Source organism: Weissella viridescens (genome assembly GCF_001437355.1).
Classification (GTDB): domain Bacteria; phylum Bacillota; class Bacilli; order Lactobacillales; family Lactobacillaceae; genus Weissella; species Weissella viridescens.
This window is the reverse complement of sequence record NZ_JQBM01000001.1, coordinates 319,561-343,127: the sequence shown is the minus strand read 5'-3', so window position 1 is coordinate 343,127 and position 23,567 is coordinate 319,561. Positions and strand designations below refer to the sequence as shown.

Sequence of the window (23,567 nt, the reverse complement as noted above, 5' to 3'; positions counted from 1 at the left end):
TGTGAACCCAGAATTTTATTTAACTTTATTTTCAAAACAACAACCTCGGCGGAGCCATGTCATATTTGCCTTAATAAAACAACAAACAACGGGATCTGCTGAATATTGGGGGTTACGTTATCAATTATTGGATTGGTTTGGTTTACTGCCACAATTACGAAAAAATGAATATAAACAAGCTTTGCAGCAGTTGCAACAAAACAAAGATCTGGAACAAATTGAACCAGGTCTTTATTTATTGACCGAAAAGGGTGATAAAGTGCGGATGCAATATGCCCAGCAACATTATCTCCCACAACAGAATGCAGCGCGGATTCAATATCAAACCGGAGCGTTTATGCCATTATTCTTACAAGCTAATCAAGTTGTTTCAGAATGGTCATACCATAACCGCCAATACTATCCCATGCAAGCAAGTTTAAAGCAAAGACAAAGCCTTAAACAATGGTTTAAAAATCAAGATAAAACACAACTTGTACCACACTGGTTTAACACGTTGAAAGCTTTTTTGACGACATTGCCAGAAGCGACAGCGAATAGTTTAGCGGCGAGCTGGGTTGGGCATGAAACTGCGGGCTTAAATTATGATCAGATGGATTTACCGAAGACTTGGACTGAATTTGATTTCTATCTTTGGCAATTAGAGCAATACACAGCGCTGTTAATCTATCTGGAACAACATACAACTATTGAAGACCCAATTGTTCAATTATACGCAATAGTTGGTAAACGCATGCAGTTTCCAACTAGTTTACAAACGAGCTTTGATGCAGCAAAAAATGGTCAGACATTGGTAGATATTGCTCATACGCGTCAGTTAAAATTAGGGACAGTGCAGGAACATTTGTTGACGGCAGCGATTTGGCTACCCCTGGATCAATTTCCTTATGAGCAATATCTGACTAAAGACTTAAAAGGAACATTTGCGCAAAAACTCACGGATCCAGATATTGATGCTTGGCGTTTTAAAACAGTTCGAGAAACGGCAGATATCCAAGAATTCTTTAACTTTAGGTTATACGCGATTTGGCAAACAAAGCGGGAGCAGGGGCATGCTTAATCAAACAGATATTCAAGCAACATTAAAACAACATTTTGGGTTTGAGACATTTCGACCAGGTCAGTTAGAGATTATTGAGGCGTTACTTAGAGGAGATGCCGCTTTGGGAATGTTACCGACTGGTGGTGGGAAGAGTTTAATTTATCAAATGATGGGGTATCTACGCCCCGGTACAGTGGTAATCGTGACGCCGCTATTATCGTTGATGCAAGATCAGGTAGCCCGTTTTAATTATTTAGGTGAAAAATCGGTCGTTGCGCTCAATTCGACGATGGATGCACAAGAGAAATTCACAATTTTAGGCCATTTGAATCGATATCGGTTTGTCTTTATTTCACCTGAGATGCTAAACCAAGCCAATGTCCTACAAGCGTTTCAACGTATTCAAATCAATACATTTGTAATTGATGAAGCGCATACGTTGTTAAGTTGGGGACCAGATTTCCGACCTGATTACCTTGATTTACCACGCCTGCATCATTTGCTAGGTGCGCCGAGTTTACTACTGTTGACAGCAACGGCGACACCAGCTATGCAGGAAGACTTAAAGGGGCGGTTTGACCTTGGGTCGGCGCAGTGGTTCACTTACACGGAATCTAGCAATCGCCCAAACATTTATTTACATACCGAAGAATTAACCAACCAGGACGATAAGCGACAACGGCTCCAATTTTTGGTGCATCAAATTCCAGGAGCTGGAATTGTCTATGTCTCTAGTCGCAAAATGGCGAATAGTTTGGCTGAATTTTTACGTCAAGAAACCGGCAAGCGTGTAGCTGCCTATCATGGCGGCTTAGATAACGTGGCGCGTTATCGTCTACAACAACAATTTATGGAGAATCAGTTAGATGTGATTGTTGCAACTTCGGCTTTTGGTATGGGAATTGATAAAGACGATATTCGATTTGTTATTCACTATCATTTGAGTCAAGACTTGGCTAATTATATGCAAGAAATTGGTCGTGCCGGTCGCGACGGTCAAAATGCGGTGGCTATCTTACTGTATATTAAGGGTGATGAACGTATTCAACAACATTTGATCGATGCGTCATTACCAACAGATGCCATGATTGAGGGCTACTATGCAAAAGTGTTAACGCAACGTGATATTGGTGAGGAGCGCGCGCGCTTACTAGATTACTATGGACAACAAAAATTATCTGTACCAGCAATTCAACAGCTGTTTGCAGAGCGACGCATCGTCCGCGAGGCTGATTTAAATCAGATGGTTAAGTATGCTCAGTCTCGCTCAGCACTCAGACCGAAGTTGCTGGGGTATTTTGGCGAAAAAGCATCGAGTGATTTCGAGTCCATTGGCATGGCTAACTGGGCGTTGACCGCAGTCGGATTACCAGCAGCACCAAAAGAACAACCCCATGTAAATCAAACAGATTGGTCGACAATTTTAACAAAACTCTTTAAATTAAGTTAAGAAAGTTCAATGCTGATAGCACTACCTATTTTTTTGGTGTATGCTGTGGCATAGTAAATTCGAGATTAGGAGGCCTATCATGACCGATCAAGATAAAAAACCGGAGCCATGGGAGGAAACTTTTAAAGAAGACCAACCCGACCAGTATTCAAGAACTGAACATCGTCGTAAGTCACAACGTGTGAATTGGACAATTGGGGTTTTAGTGGTGATTGTGGTGGTCTTATCATTTGTGCCAATATATGAATATTTGCAAACATTAAATAAGCCAACCAATGCAGAACAGACGTGGTCATCTGCGTCAACATCTAAGACAAAAGTAACTGACAATGCTAAGTCAGAATCATTGGCAAAGAAACGCTCATCAGAGAGTCGTGCCAAGTCAGAATCAAGTGTTAAGGCAGCTGAAGCTTCAAGTAAGGCAGCCGTAGCGGAATCTAAGGCGGCTGAAAGTTCAAGCAAGGCAGCGCAAGCGCAAGCTGAAAAGGCAGCTAGTGAGAAGGCAGCCCGTGAAAAGACTGCAGCGGAACAGAGCTCTAAGAAACCTGATGATGGTAACAAACAATATGCTACCGTGGCAGCTGGACAAGGGGCATACCGTGTTGCAACGAATGCCGGTATTTCGCAAGCTAAATTACAAGAATTAAATCCAGGCGTGAACCTAGCCAATGTATCAGCTGGACAACAATTAAGAGTTAAGTAAAGAAAGATTACCGCTTCGGTAATCTTTTTTTGTTTGAACAATTCACTTTCCTTACAGAATAGCGTAAAATAGTAAGGTAAATAAATTAATAAAGGATGTAATGATGAAGTCAATGCAGATTGCGATTGATGGACCAGCTTCAGCTGGGAAGTCAACGATTGCTAAAATTTTAGCGAATGATTTAGATTATGTGTATGTTGACACTGGTGCCATGTACCGTGTTGTCACATTGGCCGCATTGCAAGCTGGCATCGATCCGAACGATGAACAAGCTGTTACCGACCTATTGCCAAATGTAAAAATCACATTTAAGCCAGGGACGCCAACACAACACGTGTACTTAAATGGGCAAGAAGTGACAGAAGCAATTCGATCAGACGAGGTCGCACGCAACGTTTCTGCTGTTGCATCTTATGCCGCTGTTCGATCAACTATGACAGAACTGCAACGCGAAATTGCAAGTAACGCTGGAGTTGTCATGGACGGACGTGACATTGGAACAACGGTGTTGCCACATGCAGATGTCAAAATTTTCTTAATTGCGTCAGTTCAAGAACGAGCTGAACGTCGCTATAAGGAAAATCAGGCTAAGGGAATTGATACAGACACGACCTTAGCTGAATTAACACAAGCAATTGAGCAACGTGACTATTTAGATTCACATCGTGAAATTTCGCCATTAAAAAAGGCTGATGACGCAGTGGAGTTAGATACAACTGGACTTTCGATTGATGAAGTTGTTGATCGGGCGAAGGCCATCATCGCTGATAAGGCATAATTTATTTGAATCATAAAAAAACCACGATTAATGCTAGCAATACAGACAAGGATACTGTATAATAATCGCTAGAGTCGTGTGACCAGGAGGATATATTGTAATGAACGAAGAGAACAATGAGCTATTGGCAGCTCTTGATAGTGTAGCCGAAGTTAAAGTTGGCGATGTAGTCAAGGGTGAAGTCTTAGCAATTGATGATAACCGTCAAGTGATTGTAGGTATTGAAGGTGCCGGTGTTGAGGGTGTTATCCCAATGCGCGAACTTTCTTCAGACCGTGATGCTGACGTTAACGATCTTGTTAAGGTTGGAGATGTATTGGATTTGGTAGTTGTATCAACTATCGGTTCTGACAAAGAAGGTGGATCATACCTATTGTCAAAGCGTCGCCTTGAAGCTCGTCGTGCTTGGGAGGAAGTCGCAAGCAAGTATAACGAGGGTGATATTGTTGAAGCACCTGTAACACAAGTTGTTAAGGGTGGATTGGTTGTTGATGTTGACGGTGTACGTGGATTCGTACCTGCTTCAATGATCGAAAACCGCTTTGTGCAAGATTTGAACCAATACAAGGGACAAACTATTCGCGCAAAGATTATCGAAATCGACCCAGCAGAAAGCCGCTTGATTTTGTCACGTCGTGACGTTTTGAACGCCGAACGTGAAGAAGCATTGAAGCATGTCTTTGATGAATTGTCAGTTGGTGATGTTGTTGAAGGTAAGGTTGCTCGTATGACTAACTTTGGTGCCTTCATCGACCTTGGTGGTGTAGATGGATTAGTTCACGTATCTGAAATCTCACACGATCGCGTTTCACAACCATCAGACGTATTGTCAGTTGGTGAACCTGTGAAGGTAAAGGTTTTGGGCTTGGATCCAGAACGTGAGCGTATCTCATTGTCAATCAAGGCCACTGAAGCTGGTCCTTGGGATGATATTGAAGAAAAGGCTCCAGTTGGTTCAGTTCTTGAAGGAACTGTTAAGCGTGTTGTTGACTTTGGTGCCTTTGTGGAAGTATTCCCAGGCGTTGAAGGACTTGTTCACGTTTCACAAATTTCACACAAGCACGTTAACAACCCAGCTGATGTTTTGAAGGCTGGAGACAAGGTACAAGTTAAGGTTTTGGATGTAAATCCAGAAAAGCAACGCTTGTCATTGTCAATCAAGGCTTTGGAAGAAGCGCCTGAAGGTGAAGAAGAATCAAACAATGCCTCATCATCTGCTAACAACAGCAACAATGGTGGTGGTAACTCTGATCGTCCTCGTCGTCAAGCACGTCGTCCACGTCAAGATCGTGCACCAAAGAATTACTCAACTTCAGAAGAAGAAGGTAATGCAACTTTGGGTGATGCATTCGGTGATATCTTCAAGGATTTTAACTAATTTTTGATGAATAACTAAAATTAAGCGTGTGTTGGGTTAATCCTGACGCACGCTTAATTTTAGTTAGCGACAAAATGCCTAAAGTATAGTAACATTACAAGTAATAGCTAAGTTTCAAGGAGGTAGCAGAAATGGCACTACCAGTAGTAGCGATTGTGGGACGTCCCAATGTTGGGAAGTCGACAATCTTTAACGAAATGGCCGGGGATCGAATCTCAATTGTTGAAGATACCCCAGGTGTAACGCGTGATCGTATTTATACACGCGCAGAATGGTTAACCCGAGAATTCCGCTTGATTGATACTGGTGGAATTGAAATGGGCGATGAACCGTTCATGACGCAAATTGTGCAACAAGCAGAAATTGCCATCGATGAAGCTGATGTCATTGTTTTCATGGTATCAGCTAAAGAGGGACTGACCGAAGCCGATGAGCGTGTAGCAAAGATTTTATATCGGACAGATAAGCCAGTTATTTTAGCCGTGAACAAGGTTGATAACCCTGAAAAGCGTTCTGAAATTTATGATTTTTATGCCCTTGGCTTTGGCGATCCATACCCAATTTCAGGGACACACCGTACAGGTGTTGGTGATCTACTTGATAAAGTCGTGAGCGAATTCCCAGAAGTTGATGCAGAGGAAGAAGATGATTCAATCCGTTTCTCATTGATTGGACGTCCGAATGTCGGAAAGTCTTCCATCGTAAATGCATTATTGGGTGAAGACCGCGTAATTGTTTCTGACATTGCTGGAACAACTCGTGATGCTGTTGATACAAAGTTCACTGATGCTGAAGGTGACGAATTTGTCATGGTTGATACGGCCGGAATCCGTAAGCGTGGTAAAGTCTATGAAAATACTGAAAAGTATTCTGTCATGCGTGCTATGCGAGCGATTGATGATTCTAACGTTGTTTTGATGGTCTTGAATGCTGAAGAAGGTATTCGAGATCAAGATAAGCACGTTGCCGGGTATGCGCATGAAGCTGGACGAGCTATCATTATTGTTGTGAACAAGTGGGATACGATTGAAAAAGATACGTATACCATGAAGGATTTCGAACAAACCATTCGTGATGAGTTCCAATATCTATCATATGCACCAATTGTGTTTGTTTCAGCTAAGACGAAACAACGCTTGAACAAGTTGCCTGAAATGATTAAGCAAGTTGATGCAAATCACAAGCGTCGTATTCAGTCAGCAACGTTGAATGAAGTGATTATGGATGCCTTGGCAACTAATCCTACACCAACGGTTAATGGTAAGCGTTTGCGTGTTTACTACGCAACACAAGTTGCAATTCAACCACCAACATTTGTTGTGTTTGTCAATGACCCTGAGTTGATGCATTTCTCATATGAACGGTTCCTAGAGAACCAGATCCGTAAGGCGTTTGACTTTACTGGAACGCCAATTCATTTGATTAAGCGGGCTCGAAAGTAATTTTGTCGGTAAAAACTTGACAAACGGCTAGCAAAATAGGTCGTGAATTGTTTATAAATGTTTAAAAAGGCTGATATATCAGCGTTTTCAGTGAAAAAATGTTGTTTATCACATGGAGTTATGATATTCTAAATAGCGAAATGGTGATATGGATAACATATAACTAATTTTAACTATATTGTAAATGATTATGCAGGAGGATATTTCGCATGGCTAACAAGCAAGAATTGGTAAACGATGTTGCAACAGCAACTGGTTTGACAAAGAAGGACGCAACTGCTGCAGTTGACGCCGTTTTCTCATCAATCCAAGATACTTTGGCAAAGGGTGAAAAGGTTCAATTGATTGGATTTGGTAACTTCGAAGTTCGTTCACGTGCAGCTCGTAAGGGTCGCAACCCACAAACTAAGGAAGAAATTGAAATTCCAGCATCAAAGATCCCTGCATTCAAGCCTGGTAAGGCTTTGAAGGATGCCGTTAAGTAATTAAATCGCACGCATACTGCGGTTTAACGCTTAATTTGGGGCTTTTGGGAACACCTCGGTGTTCCGGTCCTTTTATAAATGAAAAGTGCTAACTCATTTTGAGTTAGCGCTTTTTTTTGCACAGGAAATTTTCTCTTAAAAACTAACATGCCCGTTTTTGGCTCAAAAGGGGTGTTAAATTAATAGTGTTGAAAAATTAATCATTCAACAGGAGGCATTCAGAAATTCTCTGAATGCCTTTTTTATTCCAAAAATTCGGGGCCCCGTTTCATACGGAAGGATATTTGGAGAGAAAAAATGACATTATATGCAAATACAACATCTTACGCAAATGAAAATGGCGCAATCACAACTGGTATCTATACTGAAGCAGAATTAAAACAACTCACAAAAATCGCACACGGTGATCAGTACACTGGAAATTCAAATTTTGATCGCGTTGTGACCGAGCATGTGTATAAGAATGGCAATACCAATTATATGAACGTAGTAGGTGCTGATGGCGTTTTGAAATTATATAATGATTCAAAATACTTACCAAAAGCAGCACAGGCAGCAGTGTCTGGATTCTGGAATCATGTTGCGGGTGTTGAAATTGTTCGTTTCGTTGACACCGTTGAAGAAAGCGATGAAGTTATTCATGATGTGGCGGGTGATACGGGTGTTCTCGCTGCGCAATCCTATAATGGTGACGGCTTAATTTTTTACCCAGATTCATGGCATATCGATAAGTTAACAGCAGAACAACAAGAAAATTGGCATATGACTGCTTTGATTCATGAAATTGGTCATGGTCTTGGGTTGTCACACCTAGGTGGTGGCGTTGATGGTGCCAATGCTGGTAATGCAGGACGCTTTGGTTCCGAACTAATGGGACCGTGGGATGTCACAGATCATCCAGAGGGACCCACCAGTACGATGGTTGACGCAGCTGCTCTGGCGGTAGCCGCTTTAACATGGCGTAAACCACGCAAAATTGCGGCATGGATTTTACAAACTGATGCGTCCAAAAAATACGTGCGTTACAATAATCGACAATTAGTTTCTAATTTGCCAGTTACAGTGTTGCCTGCTTGGGGAGTTAAGTTTGACCAAGCGATGATTAGAACGCCTGTGGTCACATATCGAAAAATTGATAAAAATTATAACTTATATCGTTTTGATGATAAGCAAATCGATGGTGTAACGCTATATACCGCTCCGCAAGTAGGGTACACGGGTCAGCCTGATCGCTATTTAATTGCGAAAACAGTGCAAATTTTAGAAGTCTACCCAACGAATATGTCGGGACAGCGCGTCGTACGGTTCAAGTATAATGACGAAGAGTTCACAATGTACGAAGCGGCCCTTGATCGAAAAGTATAGAATGGGAACTAATGAAAAGAGCTAACTCAATTTGAGTTAGCTCTTTTTTTCTTTATAAATAAATGTGTTTTGTAGCTAAGTTGTCGAGACATTCTTGATAATAGGCAGCATCATGTTCAGGATAAATGGGGTGGGTGAGTGGTACTGCTGGAAGATCAACATATGGCGGTGTGCGGGTACCACGGTATAAGGGGTCAAACCATTTTATATCGGGTTTAAAATGACGACGTTGCATTTCTAACATGACCTTTTCATGGTATTGTACTAATTTATAAGGTGAGTGATTAAATGCATAATCGACCGTGCGATGTTTTTTACCCCAACCACCGCCACGAAGCGCACAGCATTCACGATGTTGGCCGAGGAGTTGTTGACGAGGTAATTTTGAAATCAGTTCTTCATGCCATAGCCGCATAGCGTGTCTCCTTTCATAAGTTATGGACAGTAGCAATCATAGAGGGGAATTACGTCATGTAACCTTCTTGGGAATTCATCTAAAAGTTATTTGACTAGTTCATTATATCTGAATTCGCTGCGATTGAAATTACAATTGCTCGTTTTGGAACCAAAAAGGGTGTTGAATTAATGGTGGTGAAAAATCTGGTTATTCGACAGGTAGCAGTCAGAAAAATGCTGTTATATGTCAAAGATACAGGACCGTTTCATACGGAATGATATTAGGCGTGGTTGAATTTTATTGAAATAAGGCCAAATAAGTTATAAAAGGAACTGAATACCAACTTAATGTTGTCGATATTTTGCAATCTTGGTCATGATTTCACTGATATTTAGAGCAATAACAGCAAATAAAATAAAGTTTTGTATTTTTTTTGCTAAACTACGTCTTTCTCATGACAGATGATAAAGCTGGACTGAAAGGGATTTGACTAACTTTACGTGTGTAAAAAGGTGTTTCATGACAAGGATTGTCATAAATCGTTATATTTCTGATATAAACATGGTGATATTCCACGGTATAGTATTCCTTGTCGTTAAGGCGACCTACAAAAAACAAATTAAAAATTAAATGCTACTATTATCGAGGAGATTAATTTAATGAATATCAAACAAACAATTCTTATGACAACTGCTGCCGCTGCTTGACTTTTAGGAGCAACCGGAATCGCTTCTGCTGATCAGATTACGATTAAGTCAGGTGATACACTTGCTTCAATCGCACAAGCTAACAACACAACAGTTGATCACTTGGCTGCTTTGAATAACATTACTAATGTTGACATGATTTTTGCTGGTGAAACACTTGAAACTGAAGGTCAAGCGACGACTGTAGCTGCTCCAGTCCAACAAGCTGCTGCTCCTGTTGCTCAAGCAACACCAGTTCAACAAGCACCAGTCCAACAGGCCGCACCTAAGCAAGCTGCACCTGCTGTACAAGCAGCTCCAGCACAACAAGCCGCTGCTCCAGCTGCCTCAGGTTCAACTTATGCACAATTCATTGCTAATGGTGGAACTGATGCAATGTGGCACACAATCGTTCGCCCAGAATCAGGTGGAAACCCTAATGCTGTTTCACCAAATGGTTACCGTGGATTAGGTCAAACTAAGGAAGGTTGGGGAACTGGTTCAGTTGCACAACAAACACAAGGTATGGTTAATTACGCAACCTCACGTTATGGTTCAGTTTCAAATGCCATTTCATTCCGTCAAGCTAACGGTTGGTGGTAAAAGCTAGATTAATGAAAAGCGGCGCCTCTCAGTAATTGAGAGGCGCCGCTTTTTTGGTACAAAAGCTCAAGTGAGCCATTTTTTAATTAGGCATTTTCGTTTGAACGATATTTAATGATCAACAAAGTTGCCACAATTAGAGCTAAAATCAACAAAATCCAGTATGCACCGGTCATTGAAATTAGTCGTGTATCCTTAAAAAGATTACCTAACCACATGACAATACCTTGGAACATAAGTACAAAGAATGTCAAAACACCAGTAACGGTAGCGACCGTTTGCATTAGGGTATAGTTGGTAAAGAGCGTGACGATAATCGCCACGACTGAAATTACAAGTAACGCTAATAGTAACCAACCAACAAAATCAGAAAGGCGAAACATGTCCTTAGTCGTGAATGAAAGATTGTCACGTACACTGTTCTTTAAGTCTAATGTAGATTGCATTGGACGGAAAAGTAGCACAATCATAATCAATTCAAGTACTGCTGAAATTGATAGAGTCTTATTTTGCATAACTTTATCTAACATATCCATACTCCTGGCAGCTTTTTACGTGATTCAGGCTTGCACGTATTTTTATAAAAATTATATCTAAAATATAGCTATATTGAGTGTAGCGTGTTTCCTTGTATAGTCAATGGGGTAAGACGTAAAACCTGAAAAATTTGATGACAATTTGTAGCGGTGTCACAGGCAAGCTCAAAATTAAATAGCGTAACCAGGCATAATGAACAGAAAAGTGAGTAAATGTGTGTCATCCTGTCACATGCAACATAAATTTAATTAAAATAATGGGAAAATTTTTCATAATATATTACAGTCTAAAAGCGCTGTCTGAACGTGTTAATGCGGATAAGCGTATGAGAGTGTGTTCAACTATTGCAATAGTTGTAATATAACCTTAAGTTTATTGATACACATTGTGACTGGGTTAGCGTTATAGTAGTCATTGTTGATGAACAACATATATAAATTAAATTTAAAAATTAAAAAAGAATGTTTCAAAGGAGAATTTCGATTATGAATATCAAAAAAGCGATGATTTTAACTGGGGCAACTGCTGCCGGTCTAGTTGGTGCTTCAACTGCTGCTTCAGCTGATCAAATTACAATTAAGAGTGGTGATACTCTAGCCGGAATTGCTCAAGAACATGGAACAACTACTGAAAATCTTGCAGCGATTAATGCAATCACTGATCCTAACTTGATTTTTGCTGGTGAAACTATTGAAACTGAAGGCGAAGTTGCTCCTGTTCAACAAGCCCCAGTACAAGCAGCTGCTCCTGTAGCACAACCAGCCGCACAAGTCGCCGCCCCAGCAGCACCTGTGCAAGCTACTGCGACACCAGCTCCAGCTTCAGCACCTGCTGGTTCTGGTTCAACGTATGACGAATTTATTGCCAACGGTGGAACTGCTGCAATGTGGCACACCATTGTTCGCCCAGAATCAGGTGGAAACCCTAACGCCATTTCACCAAATGGTTACCGTGGATTAGGTCAAACTAAGGAAGGTTGGGGGACTGGTTCAGTTGCGCAACAAACTCGTGGTATGGTTAACTATGCAACTTCACGTTACGGTTCTGTAGAAAACGCTATTTCATTCCGTCAATCAAACGGTTGGTGGTAAGATTTACATTCAAAAAAGCATCAGTTTATAAACTGATGCTTTTTTTGTGTTATGAAGAAAGTCAATGTCTGAAAGGTGGTCACGCATAATTCCAGTGATAAAAGTAAATGGTCATTGTGGTCAATAGTAGCACGAGAACAATCATTAACAGGGTTTCATACCGATTATGATCGTGGAGACTGGCCATCATGCGTGGGAGGCATAATAATATTAAACAAATGAGATTGACCGCTATGATAAAATTCAAAGCATCTGTTGTATTTAAGGTCATTTTTGAGACTTCTTTCATTTATAAATTAACGTAGGACCTTAGTTAGTCGATAAAAGTATTATACCTTTTTTCTTTTAATGGAATCAAAATTCAAGGAAAAACTGAGGAAGGCATCACAAATTTCAGGAGTTTGTTAAAAACACAGCTTGTTAGCCACCTCACAATTAAGGTAAGATGAAGTTAAACTAAAAAATGGAGTCGGATAGGATGGCAGTTAAAAAAATTGTAACGATTGCAGGGTCAGATAGCTTGGCTGGTGGTGGGATTCAAGCCGATTTAGCAACCTTCGATGAATATAATTTCCAAGGATTGAGTGTGATAACGAGCATTGTGACGGTGACACAGTCAGATTTTTTGATTCATGAAATTGCTCCAGAGCTTGTGCTTGAACAGATGCAATCAATTTTTGCATTAGATGATATTGCAGCCGTTAAAATTGGTCTGCTTCCCACGCAAACACATGTGGTAATGGTTGCTGATTTTTTGAAATCCCATGTTAAGGGGATTCCTATTATTGTTGATCCGGTGATGGTATTCAAAGAATCAGATCAAGCGAACACGACCAAGATGGTTCAGGCCATGAAAACATACTTGTTACCGATTGCAACTGTTGTTACCCCGAACCTGCCCGAGACGGAACTATTGTCAAGTCAAAAAATTACGACCGTCTCTGATTTAACCAGGGCAGCTGAACAACTCCTACAGGATGGTTGTCAGGCTGTTTATGCGAAAGGTGGGACGCGGTTGGATGGTGCCCAAGTTAAAGATGTACTCGTTGAAAAAACAGGAGTTGTAAGCATCTTTGAGCAACCCAAATTAACGACGCACACGAATAATGGGGCTGGGTGCACCTTGTCGGCTGCAATTGCTAGTAATCTCGGTCAAGCAAAGTCGCTAACAGATGCAGCGAAGGCGGCGCAAGCTTTTGTGCATGCTGGTATTGAGCATGGGGTACTGTTAAATCAATCATTTGAAATTGGAAACGTTTGGCAAGGCGCACAACGCGCCATTCGGGAAGGAAAAATTGATGAAAACTAAAAAGTTAACGGTTTTAAGCGTCATTATTGCTGTAAATTTGGCATTAAGTTATGTCATTAAACTACCAAGTCCCACCGGTGCTGGGTTTGTTTCACTCGTTGAAGCGGGAATTTTTATTGCGGCTTGGAATTTTGGACCACGGGGTGGGGCCGCTGTTGGTGGCGTCACTGGTCTATTACTAGATTTGATTGCAGGGTATCCACAATGGATGATTATGTCATTGATGATTCATGGTGCTGAAGGGTATGTGTTTGGGTTGAATTCGAAGCGTCTGCAAGACAAGCTAATGATGACTCTAATTGGTGGTACAATCATGGTACTAGGGTATTGGCTTGCTGGTACCATGCTGATGTGGTTAATGGCTGGCATGTCGATGCCATGGTCCGCCGCCTTTTTGGCAACGGCAAGTGACATTCCAGGCAATATCATGCAGGTCTTAGTAGGCTTTGTGGTAGCGCTGATTGTTAATAAGCCCATCCAACGTTTGTTGGCAAAAGCAGATCTTAACTAGTCAGAATGGGAGTTAGTTGTGCAAAAAAAATATAAGTTAAGCGTTTATCTTTTATTGAGTTTGAGTGTTGTACTTATCGGCACGAATATGCGGGCACCGGTTACAACACTACCACTAATGTTGAACCAGATTGCGGCAAGTCTACATGTTGCAACCAGCCAGTTGGGTATTTTAACAACAATTCCGTTGGTTATGTTTGTATTAGTGTCGAATTTCGCAGCTAAAACAATGCAATTGATGGGACTTAAGCGCGCAATGGCTTTTGCTGTTGCAATGATTCTTTTGGGTTCACTATGTCGTGTTGTTACTAATATGCCAATGATGTTAATTGGAACGGTCTTGATCGGTTTAGGTATCGCTCATTTGAATGTGTTTATGCCGTCATTCGTGATGGCGTTCTTTCCAACGCAAATCGGACTATATACGTCCATCTATACCATGTCGAATATGTTGGGAACCGCTGTATTTAATATTTTAACGGCTCCGGTCATGATTAATTTTGGTTGGCATGCGATGATGTGGATTTTAGTGTTATTGCCTGCCGTGGCTTTGGTAGTGTGGATTGTGGCAAGTCGATTTGCTGAGCCAGCTGTTCAAGAGCCAGTTGATGACATCGATCAAAGTACCACTAAAGAACCAAAACTATATGTTTGGCGTAATTCACGGGCATGGGCGTTGTTGCTAGTCTTTGGGTTTCAAGCAATTTTAAACTATACATTTGTTGCATGGATGCCATCGCTAATGGCATATCACCACGTTAGTGCGGCAAATATTGGCTGGATTATGGCATTGTATTCCGTGATGGGAATGTTTGTCTCACTGTTAGTGCCTAATTTAATTGTCCGCTTATCTAAGCGTGGTTTAGCAGGTTGTGTTGTTTTCATGGGGATGATTGGACTGTTAACGGCCTATATGTTATTTAATCAAAACACGAGTTCAGTTGGCTTCTGGTTAGCGGTGGCGCTGATGATTGGCAGTTTAACGGCATTTTTCTTCTTAATCGCCATGACGATGTTTGCGGCAAAGACAACAACACCATTTCAGACTGCTACTGTTTCGGGCATGGCACAATCGGGCGGTTATTTGATTTCTGCATTTGGTCCAACCCTGTACGGACAAGCGTTTCAAGCAAATCCTACTGGTAATGCTCAAAATATAATGTACACGATTATTGTGATTTTATTGGTTGCCATCACACTCTTTGTGATTAAGTCGGATGAAATTTTTACAAAATCATGAACTTTATGAGTGTACGGTTAGAGTTGATTTTATATTATATATTTTGTATTTGTGATTTAGTATACTTGTTTTATTAATGGAGGATATATCATGTCACGTAAAATTGGAATTATTGGAATGGGTAGTGTTGGAAGTGCTATTGCGCACGGATTAATTGCGCAAGGTGTTGCTGATGACTACGTCTTTATTAATCGTGGTGAAGCCAAGGCAGTTGCCAACCAATTGGATTTTGAAGATGCAATGGCTAACTTAGAGACACACGCTAACATTACCATCAATGATTGGTCAGCTTTGGCTGATGCTGATGTTGTTATTTCAACATTAGGAAACATGGCCATGCAACAAAATAACCCAACGGGAGATCGCTTTGCTGAACTTAAGTTTACGAGTTCAATGGTGACTTCGGTTGGAACTGATCTTAAAAATTCTGGTTTTACAGGGGTGTTGATTGTCATTTCAAACCCAGTCGATGTGATTACCACGCTATTTAAGGATGTTACTGGTTTGCCAGCTAGCCACGTTGTGGGGACTGGAACGTTGTTGGACACTGCTCGGATGCAACGTATCGTGGGAGCAAAATTGAATATTGATCCACGCTCGGTCTCAGGGTATAACTTGGGTGAGCATGGGAATACACAATTTGTCGCGTGGTCTACGGTTCGTGCTTTAGGACAACCAATGGAGAAACTTGCGGCTGTTCGTGATCTTGATCTTGCAGAAATTAATGATCAAGCACGTAAAGGAGGCTTTGATATCGTCAACGGTAAAGGATTTACGAGTTACGGTGTCGCCACTTCAGCGATTCGCATTGCCAAGGCTGTCATGTCGGATGCGCGTGAAGAGCTTGTTCTATCAAACTTGCGACCTGAATATGAAGCGTATCTATCATACCCAGCCATCATCGGACGTGAGGGTGTGGTTGAACAATGTCCGTTAGATTTAACTGACGCTGAATTAGAGAAACTAAATGCGTCACATGCTTTCATTGCAGAGCAATACCGCGAAGTGCGGGCAACGCTATAATAGTTAAAACGTTGTAATCATTTTGGTGATTGACAGCGTTTTTTTGTTAAAAGAGGAGTCATATGAAATTCTTACACACAGCTGATTGGCATATCGGCAAAGAGTTGGGGGACTACTCCCTGTTAGAACAGCAACAAACTGCTTTTGAACAAATATTAGCGATAGCACAAGCACATCAGGTTGATGCTGTGTTATTGGCAGGCGATTTGTATGATCGTAGTATTCCACCAGTGGATGCCGTGAATGCTTTAGAACCAATGTTGAAAAGAATGAATATTGAAGCTGGCTTACCTATTTTTGCCGTTTCTGGGAACCATGATGGGCCCACGCGACTGGGTGCCGGTAAGGAATGGCGTGAAAATAATCAATTTTATTTGCGAACAACTTTAGCTGAAGCGTTTGAGCCGATTATTTTTGGTGATACGCAAATTTTTATGTTGCCATTTATCGACCCGTTAGAAGCTCGTGTTTATTATGGCATTAGTAATGAGACAAATGAACTGCGGACGATTAATGAGGTTATGGCACGTGTGATTACAGAGATGCAAGCTAATTTTGACCCTACTAAGCAACATGTCTTGGTAAGTCACTATTACGTTGCTGGCAAGCAAAATGAAACGTATGACTTAACCAGTGAAACCAATTCAAAAGCAGGTGGGCTAAAGAGTATTGATGTTAACCAATTTAATGCGTTTGATTATGTTGCCTTGGGCCACTTACATTTAAAGCAAGCCAGCCCGAGCGAAACAGTGCAATATTCAGGTTCACCAATCAAATTCAATACCAAAGAAGCCCAGAGTGAGAAAGGGGTTTTTATTGTCGATGTTAACGCGGACGGTGTTTCCTCGGAATGGGTGCCTTTGCAACCCGAAAAAGATTTAATTTTGTTGGAAGCGGATTTTAAAACATTGACGGATCCGGCATTTTATCAACAATATTCACGCCAAGGGGACAATCTCTTTAGTATAAAAATGACAGATCGGCCAGCAGTGACGGATTTACGGAACCAATTGAACGATATTTATGGTGAAATTGTAGAGATTCAATTTAAACAAAGTCAGGCACAGAGTATCAGTCATACAAAGAAGATGACAGAACGGGCAGAACAGTCAAATCAAGATTTGATTCGCGAATTTTATGAAACAGTCACTGATGCGACATTAACCAAGCATCAAGCTGAAATTATTGACCAGACCTTAACCCGTCTAGAGAGAAAGGAGGATTAAAATGCGTCCAATTAAACTTAAGATGAACTATTTTGGCCCATATGCCGAAACAGAAATTGACTTTCGTAATTTCAATGAGTCTAGTCTGTTCTTGATCAGTGGCGATACGGGTGCGGGAAAAACGACGATGTTTGATGCTATGACATATGCATTGTATGGCACAACGTCAGGAGAACGTCAGCCTGAAGAAATGCGCAGCGAATTTGCGACAGGCGATCAATTGACGGAAGTCCAATTTTATTTTGAACATAATGGGCATTATTATGAAGCGACACGGACCCCAAAACAGTTGGTGACGCCTAAACGTAAAACTGCCAATGGGGCCGACTTAATTGAGCATAAACCAACGGCTAGCTTTGCTGAAGTGGATGAGACGTTGCAAACACCAATTAAAACGATTGGTGCAAAACAACGTGATGTGAATAGTGCAGTTCAACAATTGCTTCATTTAACTGATGACCAATTCCGTAAAATTATTTTATTGCCCCAAAATCAATTTCGCGATTTTTTGGCGGCTGGGAGTGATGAAAAATTAACGATTTTGAGAAGTTTGTATGGAAGTGAGATTTTTGAAGCATTTACGAGTGATTTGAAAGACCAAAGTCGCCAAGCACGTGATGCAACGAAACAATTAGTAGCGCAACGTGATCATGTTTTTGATCAAAAGGTTTTGGATAAACAGCCTGATTATGAAGGTGGTTTTTCAGATAAGTTGGCTATGTTAACTGAGATATTAGCGGAACAAAGCCAAAAGTCGGATTCTTTACAAATCGCCTTAGCAGATGCACAGAAAAAGCGCGACCAAATGCAGGCTGCTTTAAATGATGCCAAATTAGTTCAGGCGCAATTTGAGCGTAAAGCGACATTGGAAAAACAATTAACAACACTTGAAGAGCAAAAAGAGGTGATTGCTCAAAAACAAGCTGACTTAATGCGTTTAAATTGGTTAGCTGAGCGGCAGCCATGGCAACAGGCGGTTACGCAAAATGAACAATTATTGGAGCGAATTTACCAGCAATTGACCCAAACGAAGCAACAACTTGCAAAGTTAGAACAGCAACAAGTGAAAATCGACGCAATGGTCGCTGAACAAGCCGCGCGAGCTGACGACATTGAAAAAAAACAGTCTCGTGTACGTAAAATCCAAACGGATTTGCTTCCGGCTGCACAGCAAAAACATGAAGCAGAAACAAATTTAAGTGATTTACAGCAACAAATTCGTGAAAATGAAACTAAGCTCGCGGACCAAAAGCAGGCGCAAGCAGAGATAGTAGCACGACAAAACAAAATAAAACAAGATCAAGCGGCATTAGCAACGGTAGATGACCAGTTAGCACAACTCCACAAGTTAACGGCCCCACTACAGGCCTTGGCGACCTTAGCGCAACAACAACGTAAGGCAAGTGCCACTTTAACAGATGCTGAGCAAGAACAGGCTGCGTTAAAAACGGCACTGAGTGAAGCGCAAACTCAAGTCCGACAGGCACAAACAGTTAAACAAGCCCAAGAGCATTTACGCACGCAAGCTTTGGTAGCACAATTGCAAGCTGATTTGGTTGAAGGTGAACCATGTCCCGTTTGTGGGGTTGTTTATGAACATCAAGTTGCACATTCAGATACAGTGGGGAGCGATACAAATCAAACTTTACGTGAAGCGATGGATGCCGTCGATACTGCTGAAAATGAGCTGATTGCAGCGCAACAACTTGAAAATACGGTAACCGTCAAGTTAGAGCAAGCAACGAATCAAGTGACAAAGGAGACAACTGAGTTATCCGAACTTAAGCAACAACAAGCTGCCCAGCTAACGACTGTGAAGGAGCAAGCGGCTGCGAGTGGCTTTGATGTCTTCGCTACGGCAGATGACTTACAAAAAGCATATGATGCGTTGCAAGCAACATTAGCTGATCAGCAACAAGCTGCAAAAAATTTGCAAAAAGCGGCTGAAACGATTGCCGTTGAAGTGAGTGATGCCAATCAAAATGTGGCAAAAGCCGAAGCGCGTCAGCAAAATTTGACAGAACAGCGTGTCGATGTCGAAGCACGGCTGGCCAAATTTGATACAGATTTAGCAACGGTGGCAGAATACACAGAAGAGTTGGCTCAGTTAGAACCCCTGATTAAGGCGTATCAGCAAAAGCAAACTGAGCTTGCTGCGGAGCAAGCCGATGTTGCTGGACGCTTGGCAACCAGTCAAGATCAGGAAAAAAGTCAACATGCTGACCTTACAGAGCAGCTGCACGTACAAACTGACTTACATCAGGATCTGCTTAGCTTAATGGCTGAGCAAACAGACTACACCAGTCAAACATTCGCGACGGCGATGCAAGCATTCCAAGAACATGATGGTCGTGAAGAACTCCGTGCAGCAGTGCAAGACTATGAAAATGAACGGCGTTATGTTGGACAAGAGTTGGCAGAACTAACAACCAAGTTGGGTACACATACTGCACCAGATTTAATGGGATTAAACGAACTCTTAACGCAAGCTGAACATGGATTAGCTGAACAGCAAACACACGTTCAGAGTCAAACGTTGATTGTCGCGCAATTAAAGCAGCAACAACAACAGGTGTTAGACTTAAATGTGCAGATTGAAGAACTGCAGGCAGAAAGCGTGGACTTAATCGCTTTAACTGATGCAGTTGATGGTTCGAATGAAGCCAAGTTACGCTTAGAGCCGTATGTCTTGCAGAGCTTCTTAGCAGCCGTTTTAGATTATGCGAACGAGAACTTTATTCAACAGTTCTCAGGGAATCGATATTACTTCCAGTTGGGGGATGCCGTCAGTGGTCGTTCTAATCAGAATGGTCTAGAAATCGACGTTATGGATCAAGAAACGGATCAACGCCGTAGTACAAGTACTTTATCGGGTGGCGAGTCGTTTATCGCGGCATTGTCAATTGCCTTATCAATGGCCGAAGTTGTACAAATGCGAGCCGGTGGGGCGCAAATTGAAGCGCTCTTTATTGATGAAGGATTCGGTTCCCTAGATGGTCAGACGCTCGAACAAGCCATGGAAGCGCTTGGGAACGTCGAACAAATGGGTCGGTTAGTTGGTGTGATTTCGCACGTGGAAAGTATGAAACAACAAATCCCGCAACAATTGCAGGTGAAAAAGATGGGAAATGGGCAGAGTGCCATTCATTATCAGTTAGCTTAGGTCATTGTGGTATTTTTCCCTAAAGTAGCGTATACTAGACGGACAAGAATTAATGAAGGTGAGTTAATATGTCAACAAAAGGTAGTATTAAATCAAACGATTTTGCCCGCGGAGCTGCTAGTAAAGGGCAAGTTTCACAAGCAGATAAGCAAGCGCAACGTGAGGCTTTGCTAGCAAAAGCGCGCCAAAAAGCAGCACAAACACAAACAGATAAGTGAACGATTACTTACTTAAGGGGGCAAGTGAATGGCAAGTTATGCAGAACGCATGTTAAATGAGTTAGAACTAGGTCAAACAGAAGATGCCAAAAAATCATATGCGTTAGCATTACGTCATGATGATGATGACACCATTTATTCATTAGCAGAAGAATTGTATGGATTAGGCTTTTCAAATCAAGCCAAGCGGGCCTATCAAAAATTATTAGATAAGTATCCTGACGCCGATGAACTACGTGCTGCTTTAGCGGACATTGCCATCGATGAAGGTGAAACTGAAACGGCGATGAATTATTTAGCAGAAATTCAACCCGATTCAGATGCTTATCTGCAAGCGTTATTGGTATTGGCAGATTTGTACCAGTCTGAGGGAATTTATGAATCAGCTGAAGCGAAGTTGAAAGAGGCCTATGCGCTTGCTCCAGATGAACCAGTCATTCAATTTGCTTTGGCGGAATATTATTTTGCATCTGCTGATTATAAGCAGGCAATTCCATATTATCGAACACTCCTTGAGTCAGACGAACGTTACTTCTCAGGTGTTGACATTGCGTCACGTATTGGAGTTGCGTATGCGTTAGTTGGCGATGTTAAGCGCGCCTTGGGTTACCTTGAGCAAATTGAGGAAACAAGTATGACACCTGATGTGCGTTTCCAGTTGGCAATGATTTATGCGACAGATGAAGAGACACACGACAAGGCGATTGATACATTTGAAGCTTTGCAAAAAATTGATCCAGATTACAGCACATTATATGAACCATTGGGTGAATTGTATGAGCATCAACATCGTGATGAAGAAGCATTGCAAACTTATCAAAACGGCTTAGCCGTTGATCAATTCAATCCTAAGATGTTCGAGCGTGCGGCCATTGTGAGTGAACGTCTTGGAAATACAAACGAAGCCCAAAGTTTCTTCAAGGAAGGATTGGAACATAATCCAGAGGATGTTACGTTGACTTTGGATTATTCTGATTGGCTAACTTTACATGAGAAGTATGAAGAAAACATCAATTTGTTAAATGATTATTTAGCAGATGATGAGGCTGATATTGACCCGGCAATGTATCGAAATTTGGCAAAGAGTTATGAAGGTCTTGAAGACTTTGATATGGCTGATAAGTACTATCAAGCGGCCTTACCATACTTTGATACAGATGCTAGTTTCTTGAAAGATGCCTACTACTTCTTTAGAGAAAGTGGCGAAAAGACCTTTGCTAAAGAAACGTTGCGTTTGTATTTGAACGTTGTTCCTGATGATTTGGAAATGTTAGAAGAAAAAGACATTCAAGATTTACAAGATGATGTGAGTGACTTATATTAAACAAAAAAGCTAGCTGCGGCTAGCTTTTTTTTTCGGATTGAACCCAGCGCCATCTAGGACAGATATATGATAGAATAGTAACAATTAAATTGATGAAACGAGAGTAATGAAATGGATGCAATGCACTTATCAGATCGCTTAGCGACCGTAGCAGCGTATGTGCCAGATGGCGCACGTCTTGCCGATATTGGCTCAGACCACGCTTACTTACCAGCAAACTTAATTTTAAATAAGCGCATTAAATTTGCGGTTGCCGGTGAAGTTGCCCAAGGTCCGCTTGAAAATGCGGAGCAAGAAATTAATAAGCATCATTTAAATGATCAATTAATCCCACGGTTAGCAGATGGGTTAGCAGCTATTCAACCTGAAGATCGAATTGATACGGTTGTTATCGCCGGAATGGGCGGTCGGTTAATTCAACAAATTCTTGAAGCAGGATCAAACGCCACTTACAAACGCTTGATTTTGCAACCAAATATAGATGTTGACGCGGTTCGAACATGGCTACAAGCAAATCAGTATCAAATTACGGATGAACGTGTACTCTTGGATGATGGTCATTACTATGAAGTCGTGGTAGCTGAACCAGGAACTGTTGAATATAATGCAATGCAACTCGCGTTTGGTCCTGTAAATATGGTGAAGAATGATAGTATTTGGCGTCAAAAGTGGGAACGCGAGCAGGGGCGCATGGAAAAAATCATGCAACAACTTGAAGCCGCCAACCAGACGCAAGCGGAGGCCTACCGCAACTATCAAGAACAAGTGGCACAAATTAAGGAGGTCTTAGCACATGCAGGCGCGTGAGTTAATGGATCAAATTGAAGCTTATGCACCCAAGGCATTGGCCTGGGAGCGTGACCCAATTGGATTGCAGTTAGGTGATCCAAATCAGGAAATTCATACGGTGATGACAGCCTTAGATGTTCGTCCCGAGGTTGTAGATGAAGCCATTGTTCGTGGTGTTGATTTTATTTTTGCACACCATCCAATGATGTTTCATGCGCCAAAGAATCTTGATTTGAGTGATCCGCAAAATGCGATGTACGCGAAATTAATTGAACATCATATCGTTGTTTATGCCGCTCATACGAATTTGGATGCAACTTATCCAGGGATGAATGATTGGCTTGCTGAAGATTTGATGATTACGAACAATTTGAGACCGTTGCTACCAAATGCTGATGGCAAAACTGGCATTGGTCGAATTGGTGAATTAGCTGAACCAATTACGGTAACGGAATATGCCCAATTGGTTAAAGAAACATTCCAAGTAGCGCATGTGCGTGTCATTGCCAACGATATGACGCAAAAGATTCAACGGATTGCGGTGCTTGGTGGTGATGGTGGTGATGAATATTTGCAAGCTCAAGCTCAGGGTGCAGATGCCTTTGTGACGGCAGATGTTTATTATCATACTGGTCACGATATGTTAGCGCATCATTTGGTAGCCATCGATCCAGATCACCATATGGAAGCAAATGCAAAACCAAGGATGGCGACTTTAGTTAAAAAGTGGCAAAATAGTAATGGATGGCAGTTAACTGATGTTTTTCCATCAGAAACCAATACTGATCCTTATACTTATATTTAGAAA

At 41.5% G+C, this 23,567-nt stretch carries 22 protein-coding genes; 20 read left to right on the top strand and 2 right to left on the bottom strand.

Annotated features, from left to right (window positions below; genetic code table 11):
• Position 1: 1 nt before the first annotated feature.
• From IV50_RS01620 to IV50_RS01585, 8 genes are all read left to right on the top strand, one after another.
• Complete coding sequence (locus tag IV50_RS01620) at positions 2-1,060, top strand: helix-turn-helix domain-containing protein (RefSeq protein ID WP_057744112.1); 1,059 nt, start codon at positions 2-4, stop codon at positions 1,058-1,060.
• Complete coding sequence (locus IV50_RS01615; protein ID WP_057744109.1) at positions 1,053-2,492, top strand: RecQ family ATP-dependent DNA helicase; 1,440 nt, start codon at positions 1,053-1,055, stop codon at positions 2,490-2,492. The genes IV50_RS01620 and IV50_RS01615 overlap by 8 nt, the downstream gene beginning before the upstream one ends.
• A 79-nt stretch (positions 2,493-2,571) precedes the next feature.
• Positions 2,572-3,195: a LysM peptidoglycan-binding domain-containing protein gene (locus IV50_RS01610; RefSeq protein WP_057744107.1), complete on the top strand. Its 624-nt coding sequence runs from the start codon at positions 2,572-2,574 to the stop codon at positions 3,193-3,195.
• A 100-nt stretch (positions 3,196-3,295) separates the two neighbouring features.
• On the top strand, positions 3,296-3,973 hold the full coding sequence (gene cmk, locus IV50_RS01605) for a (d)CMP kinase (protein ID WP_057744104.1): 678 nt from the start codon (positions 3,296-3,298) through the stop codon (positions 3,971-3,973).
• A 100-nt stretch (positions 3,974-4,073) separates the two neighbouring features.
• Entirely contained in the window at positions 4,074-5,351 is a 1,278-nt protein-coding gene (gene rpsA, locus IV50_RS01600; RefSeq protein ID WP_057744101.1) for a 30S ribosomal protein S1, read from the top strand.
• Positions 5,352-5,482: 131 nt separating this feature from the next.
• On the top strand, positions 5,483-6,793 hold the full coding sequence (gene der / locus IV50_RS01595; protein WP_057744098.1) for a ribosome biogenesis GTPase Der: 1,311 nt from the start codon (positions 5,483-5,485) through the stop codon (positions 6,791-6,793).
• Positions 6,794-7,002: 209 nt separating this feature from the next.
• Positions 7,003-7,278, top strand: a complete 276-nt coding sequence (locus tag IV50_RS01590) for an HU family DNA-binding protein (RefSeq protein WP_057744095.1) — start codon at positions 7,003-7,005, stop codon at positions 7,276-7,278.
• A gap of 297 nt (positions 7,279-7,575) precedes the next feature.
• Positions 7,576-8,643: a hypothetical protein gene (locus IV50_RS01585; protein WP_057744091.1), complete on the top strand. Its 1,068-nt coding sequence runs from the start codon at positions 7,576-7,578 to the stop codon at positions 8,641-8,643.
• A gap of 52 nt (positions 8,644-8,695) precedes the next feature.
• Here IV50_RS01585 and IV50_RS01580 read toward each other — a convergent pair whose 3' ends face one another.
• A complete protein-coding gene (locus IV50_RS01580) occupies positions 8,696-9,058 on the bottom strand; it encodes a TIGR02328 family protein (protein ID WP_057744088.1) in 363 nt (120 codons plus the stop codon).
• 791 nt (positions 9,059-9,849) lie between these two features.
• On the opposite strand from IV50_RS01580, the gene IV50_RS01575 reads away from it, so the two are divergent.
• A complete protein-coding gene (locus IV50_RS01575) occupies positions 9,850-10,329 on the top strand; it encodes an aggregation-promoting factor C-terminal-like domain-containing protein (RefSeq protein ID WP_236697686.1) in 480 nt (159 codons plus the stop codon).
• Between the two features lie 86 nt (positions 10,330-10,415).
• On the opposite strand, the gene IV50_RS01570 is transcribed toward IV50_RS01575, so the two are convergent.
• On the bottom strand, positions 10,416-10,859 hold the full coding sequence (locus tag IV50_RS01570) for a hypothetical protein (protein ID WP_057744084.1): 444 nt from the start codon (positions 10,857-10,859) through the stop codon (positions 10,416-10,418).
• A 492-nt stretch (positions 10,860-11,351) separates the two neighbouring features.
• Between IV50_RS01570 and IV50_RS01565 the strand changes: the two genes are divergently transcribed.
• The 11 genes from IV50_RS01565 (at position 11,352) to IV50_RS01520 (ending at position 23,564) form a co-directional block, all read left to right on the top strand.
• Positions 11,352-11,957 carry a LysM peptidoglycan-binding domain-containing protein gene (locus IV50_RS01565; RefSeq protein WP_057744081.1) on the top strand — a complete coding sequence of 202 codons (606 nt, stop codon included), beginning with the start codon at positions 11,352-11,354 and terminating at the stop codon, positions 11,955-11,957.
• 478 nt (positions 11,958-12,435) lie between these two features.
• The gene (locus tag IV50_RS01560) at positions 12,436-13,266 is read left to right on the top strand and encodes a hydroxymethylpyrimidine/phosphomethylpyrimidine kinase (RefSeq protein WP_057744077.1); all 831 of its coding nucleotides are present in this window, start codon (positions 12,436-12,438) and stop codon (positions 13,264-13,266) included.
• Complete coding sequence (locus IV50_RS01555; RefSeq protein WP_057744074.1) at positions 13,256-13,777, top strand: ECF transporter S component; 522 nt, start codon at positions 13,256-13,258, stop codon at positions 13,775-13,777. The genes IV50_RS01560 and IV50_RS01555 overlap by 11 nt, the downstream gene beginning before the upstream one ends.
• A gap of 18 nt (positions 13,778-13,795) precedes the next feature.
• Positions 13,796-15,016 (top strand): MFS transporter, encoded by a 1,221-nt coding sequence (locus IV50_RS01550; protein WP_057744072.1) that lies wholly within the window; start codon positions 13,796-13,798, stop codon positions 15,014-15,016.
• 90 nt (positions 15,017-15,106) lie between these two features.
• Positions 15,107-16,039: an L-lactate dehydrogenase gene (locus IV50_RS01545; RefSeq protein ID WP_057744070.1), complete on the top strand. Its 933-nt coding sequence runs from the start codon at positions 15,107-15,109 to the stop codon at positions 16,037-16,039.
• A 62-nt stretch (positions 16,040-16,101) separates the two neighbouring features.
• Positions 16,102-17,265 carry an exonuclease SbcCD subunit D gene (locus tag IV50_RS01540; RefSeq protein WP_057744067.1) on the top strand — a complete coding sequence of 388 codons (1,164 nt, stop codon included), beginning with the start codon at positions 16,102-16,104 and terminating at the stop codon, positions 17,263-17,265.
• Between the two features lies 1 nt (position 17,266).
• Positions 17,267-20,428 carry an AAA family ATPase gene (locus tag IV50_RS01535; RefSeq protein ID WP_057744064.1) on the top strand — a complete coding sequence of 1,054 codons (3,162 nt, stop codon included), beginning with the start codon at positions 17,267-17,269 and terminating at the stop codon, positions 20,426-20,428.
• Between the two features lie 68 nt (positions 20,429-20,496).
• Positions 20,497-20,646: a hypothetical protein gene (locus tag IV50_RS07930; RefSeq protein ID WP_169790315.1), complete on the top strand. Its 150-nt coding sequence runs from the start codon at positions 20,497-20,499 to the stop codon at positions 20,644-20,646.
• 28 nt (positions 20,647-20,674) lie between these two features.
• A complete protein-coding gene (locus IV50_RS01530) occupies positions 20,675-21,970 on the top strand; it encodes a tetratricopeptide repeat protein (RefSeq protein WP_057744063.1) in 1,296 nt (431 codons plus the stop codon).
• 111 nt (positions 21,971-22,081) lie between these two features.
• Entirely contained in the window at positions 22,082-22,777 is a 696-nt protein-coding gene (locus tag IV50_RS01525) for a tRNA (adenine(22)-N(1))-methyltransferase (protein ID WP_057744060.1), read from the top strand.
• Positions 22,764-23,564 carry a Nif3-like dinuclear metal center hexameric protein gene (locus tag IV50_RS01520; RefSeq protein WP_057744057.1) on the top strand — a complete coding sequence of 267 codons (801 nt, stop codon included), beginning with the start codon at positions 22,764-22,766 and terminating at the stop codon, positions 23,562-23,564. Before IV50_RS01525 ends, IV50_RS01520 begins: the two co-directional genes overlap by 14 nt.
• The last annotated feature ends 3 nt before the right edge of the window (positions 23,565-23,567 follow it).

Bases quoted from the DNA above. Each gene is read 5' to 3' on its own strand.
- IV50_RS01610 (WP_057744107.1), top strand. From the start codon at position 2,572: ATGACCGATCAAGATAAAAAACCGGAGCCATGGGAGGAAACTTTTAAA.
- IV50_RS01570 (WP_057744084.1), bottom strand. From the start codon at position 10,859: ATGTTAGATAAAGTTATGCAAAATAAGACTCTATCAATTTCAGCAGTA.
- IV50_RS01520 (WP_057744057.1), top strand. From the start codon at position 22,764: ATGCAGGCGCGTGAGTTAATGGATCAAATTGAAGCTTATGCACCCAAG.
- IV50_RS01565 (WP_057744081.1), top strand. From the start codon at position 11,352: ATGAATATCAAAAAAGCGATGATTTTAACTGGGGCAACTGCTGCCGGT.
- IV50_RS07930 (WP_169790315.1), top strand. From the start codon at position 20,497: ATGTCAACAAAAGGTAGTATTAAATCAAACGATTTTGCCCGCGGAGCT.
- IV50_RS01585 (WP_057744091.1), top strand. From the start codon at position 7,576: ATGACATTATATGCAAATACAACATCTTACGCAAATGAAAATGGCGCA.
- der (WP_057744098.1), top strand. From the start codon at position 5,483: ATGGCACTACCAGTAGTAGCGATTGTGGGACGTCCCAATGTTGGGAAG.
- IV50_RS01525 (WP_057744060.1), top strand. From the start codon at position 22,082: ATGGATGCAATGCACTTATCAGATCGCTTAGCGACCGTAGCAGCGTAT.
- IV50_RS01615 (WP_057744109.1), top strand. From the start codon at position 1,053: ATGCTTAATCAAACAGATATTCAAGCAACATTAAAACAACATTTTGGG.
- IV50_RS01580 (WP_057744088.1), bottom strand. From the start codon at position 9,058: ATGCGGCTATGGCATGAAGAACTGATTTCAAAATTACCTCGTCAACAA.
- cmk (WP_057744104.1), top strand. From the start codon at position 3,296: ATGATGAAGTCAATGCAGATTGCGATTGATGGACCAGCTTCAGCTGGG.
- IV50_RS01540 (WP_057744067.1), top strand. From the start codon at position 16,102: ATGAAATTCTTACACACAGCTGATTGGCATATCGGCAAAGAGTTGGGG.
- IV50_RS01535 (WP_057744064.1), top strand. From the start codon at position 17,267: ATGCGTCCAATTAAACTTAAGATGAACTATTTTGGCCCATATGCCGAA.
- rpsA (WP_057744101.1), top strand. From the start codon at position 4,074: ATGAACGAAGAGAACAATGAGCTATTGGCAGCTCTTGATAGTGTAGCC.
- IV50_RS01590 (WP_057744095.1), top strand. From the start codon at position 7,003: ATGGCTAACAAGCAAGAATTGGTAAACGATGTTGCAACAGCAACTGGT.
- IV50_RS01545 (WP_057744070.1), top strand. From the start codon at position 15,107: ATGTCACGTAAAATTGGAATTATTGGAATGGGTAGTGTTGGAAGTGCT.
- IV50_RS01555 (WP_057744074.1), top strand. From the start codon at position 13,256: ATGAAAACTAAAAAGTTAACGGTTTTAAGCGTCATTATTGCTGTAAAT.
- IV50_RS01530 (WP_057744063.1), top strand. From the start codon at position 20,675: ATGGCAAGTTATGCAGAACGCATGTTAAATGAGTTAGAACTAGGTCAA.
- IV50_RS01560 (WP_057744077.1), top strand. From the start codon at position 12,436: ATGGCAGTTAAAAAAATTGTAACGATTGCAGGGTCAGATAGCTTGGCT.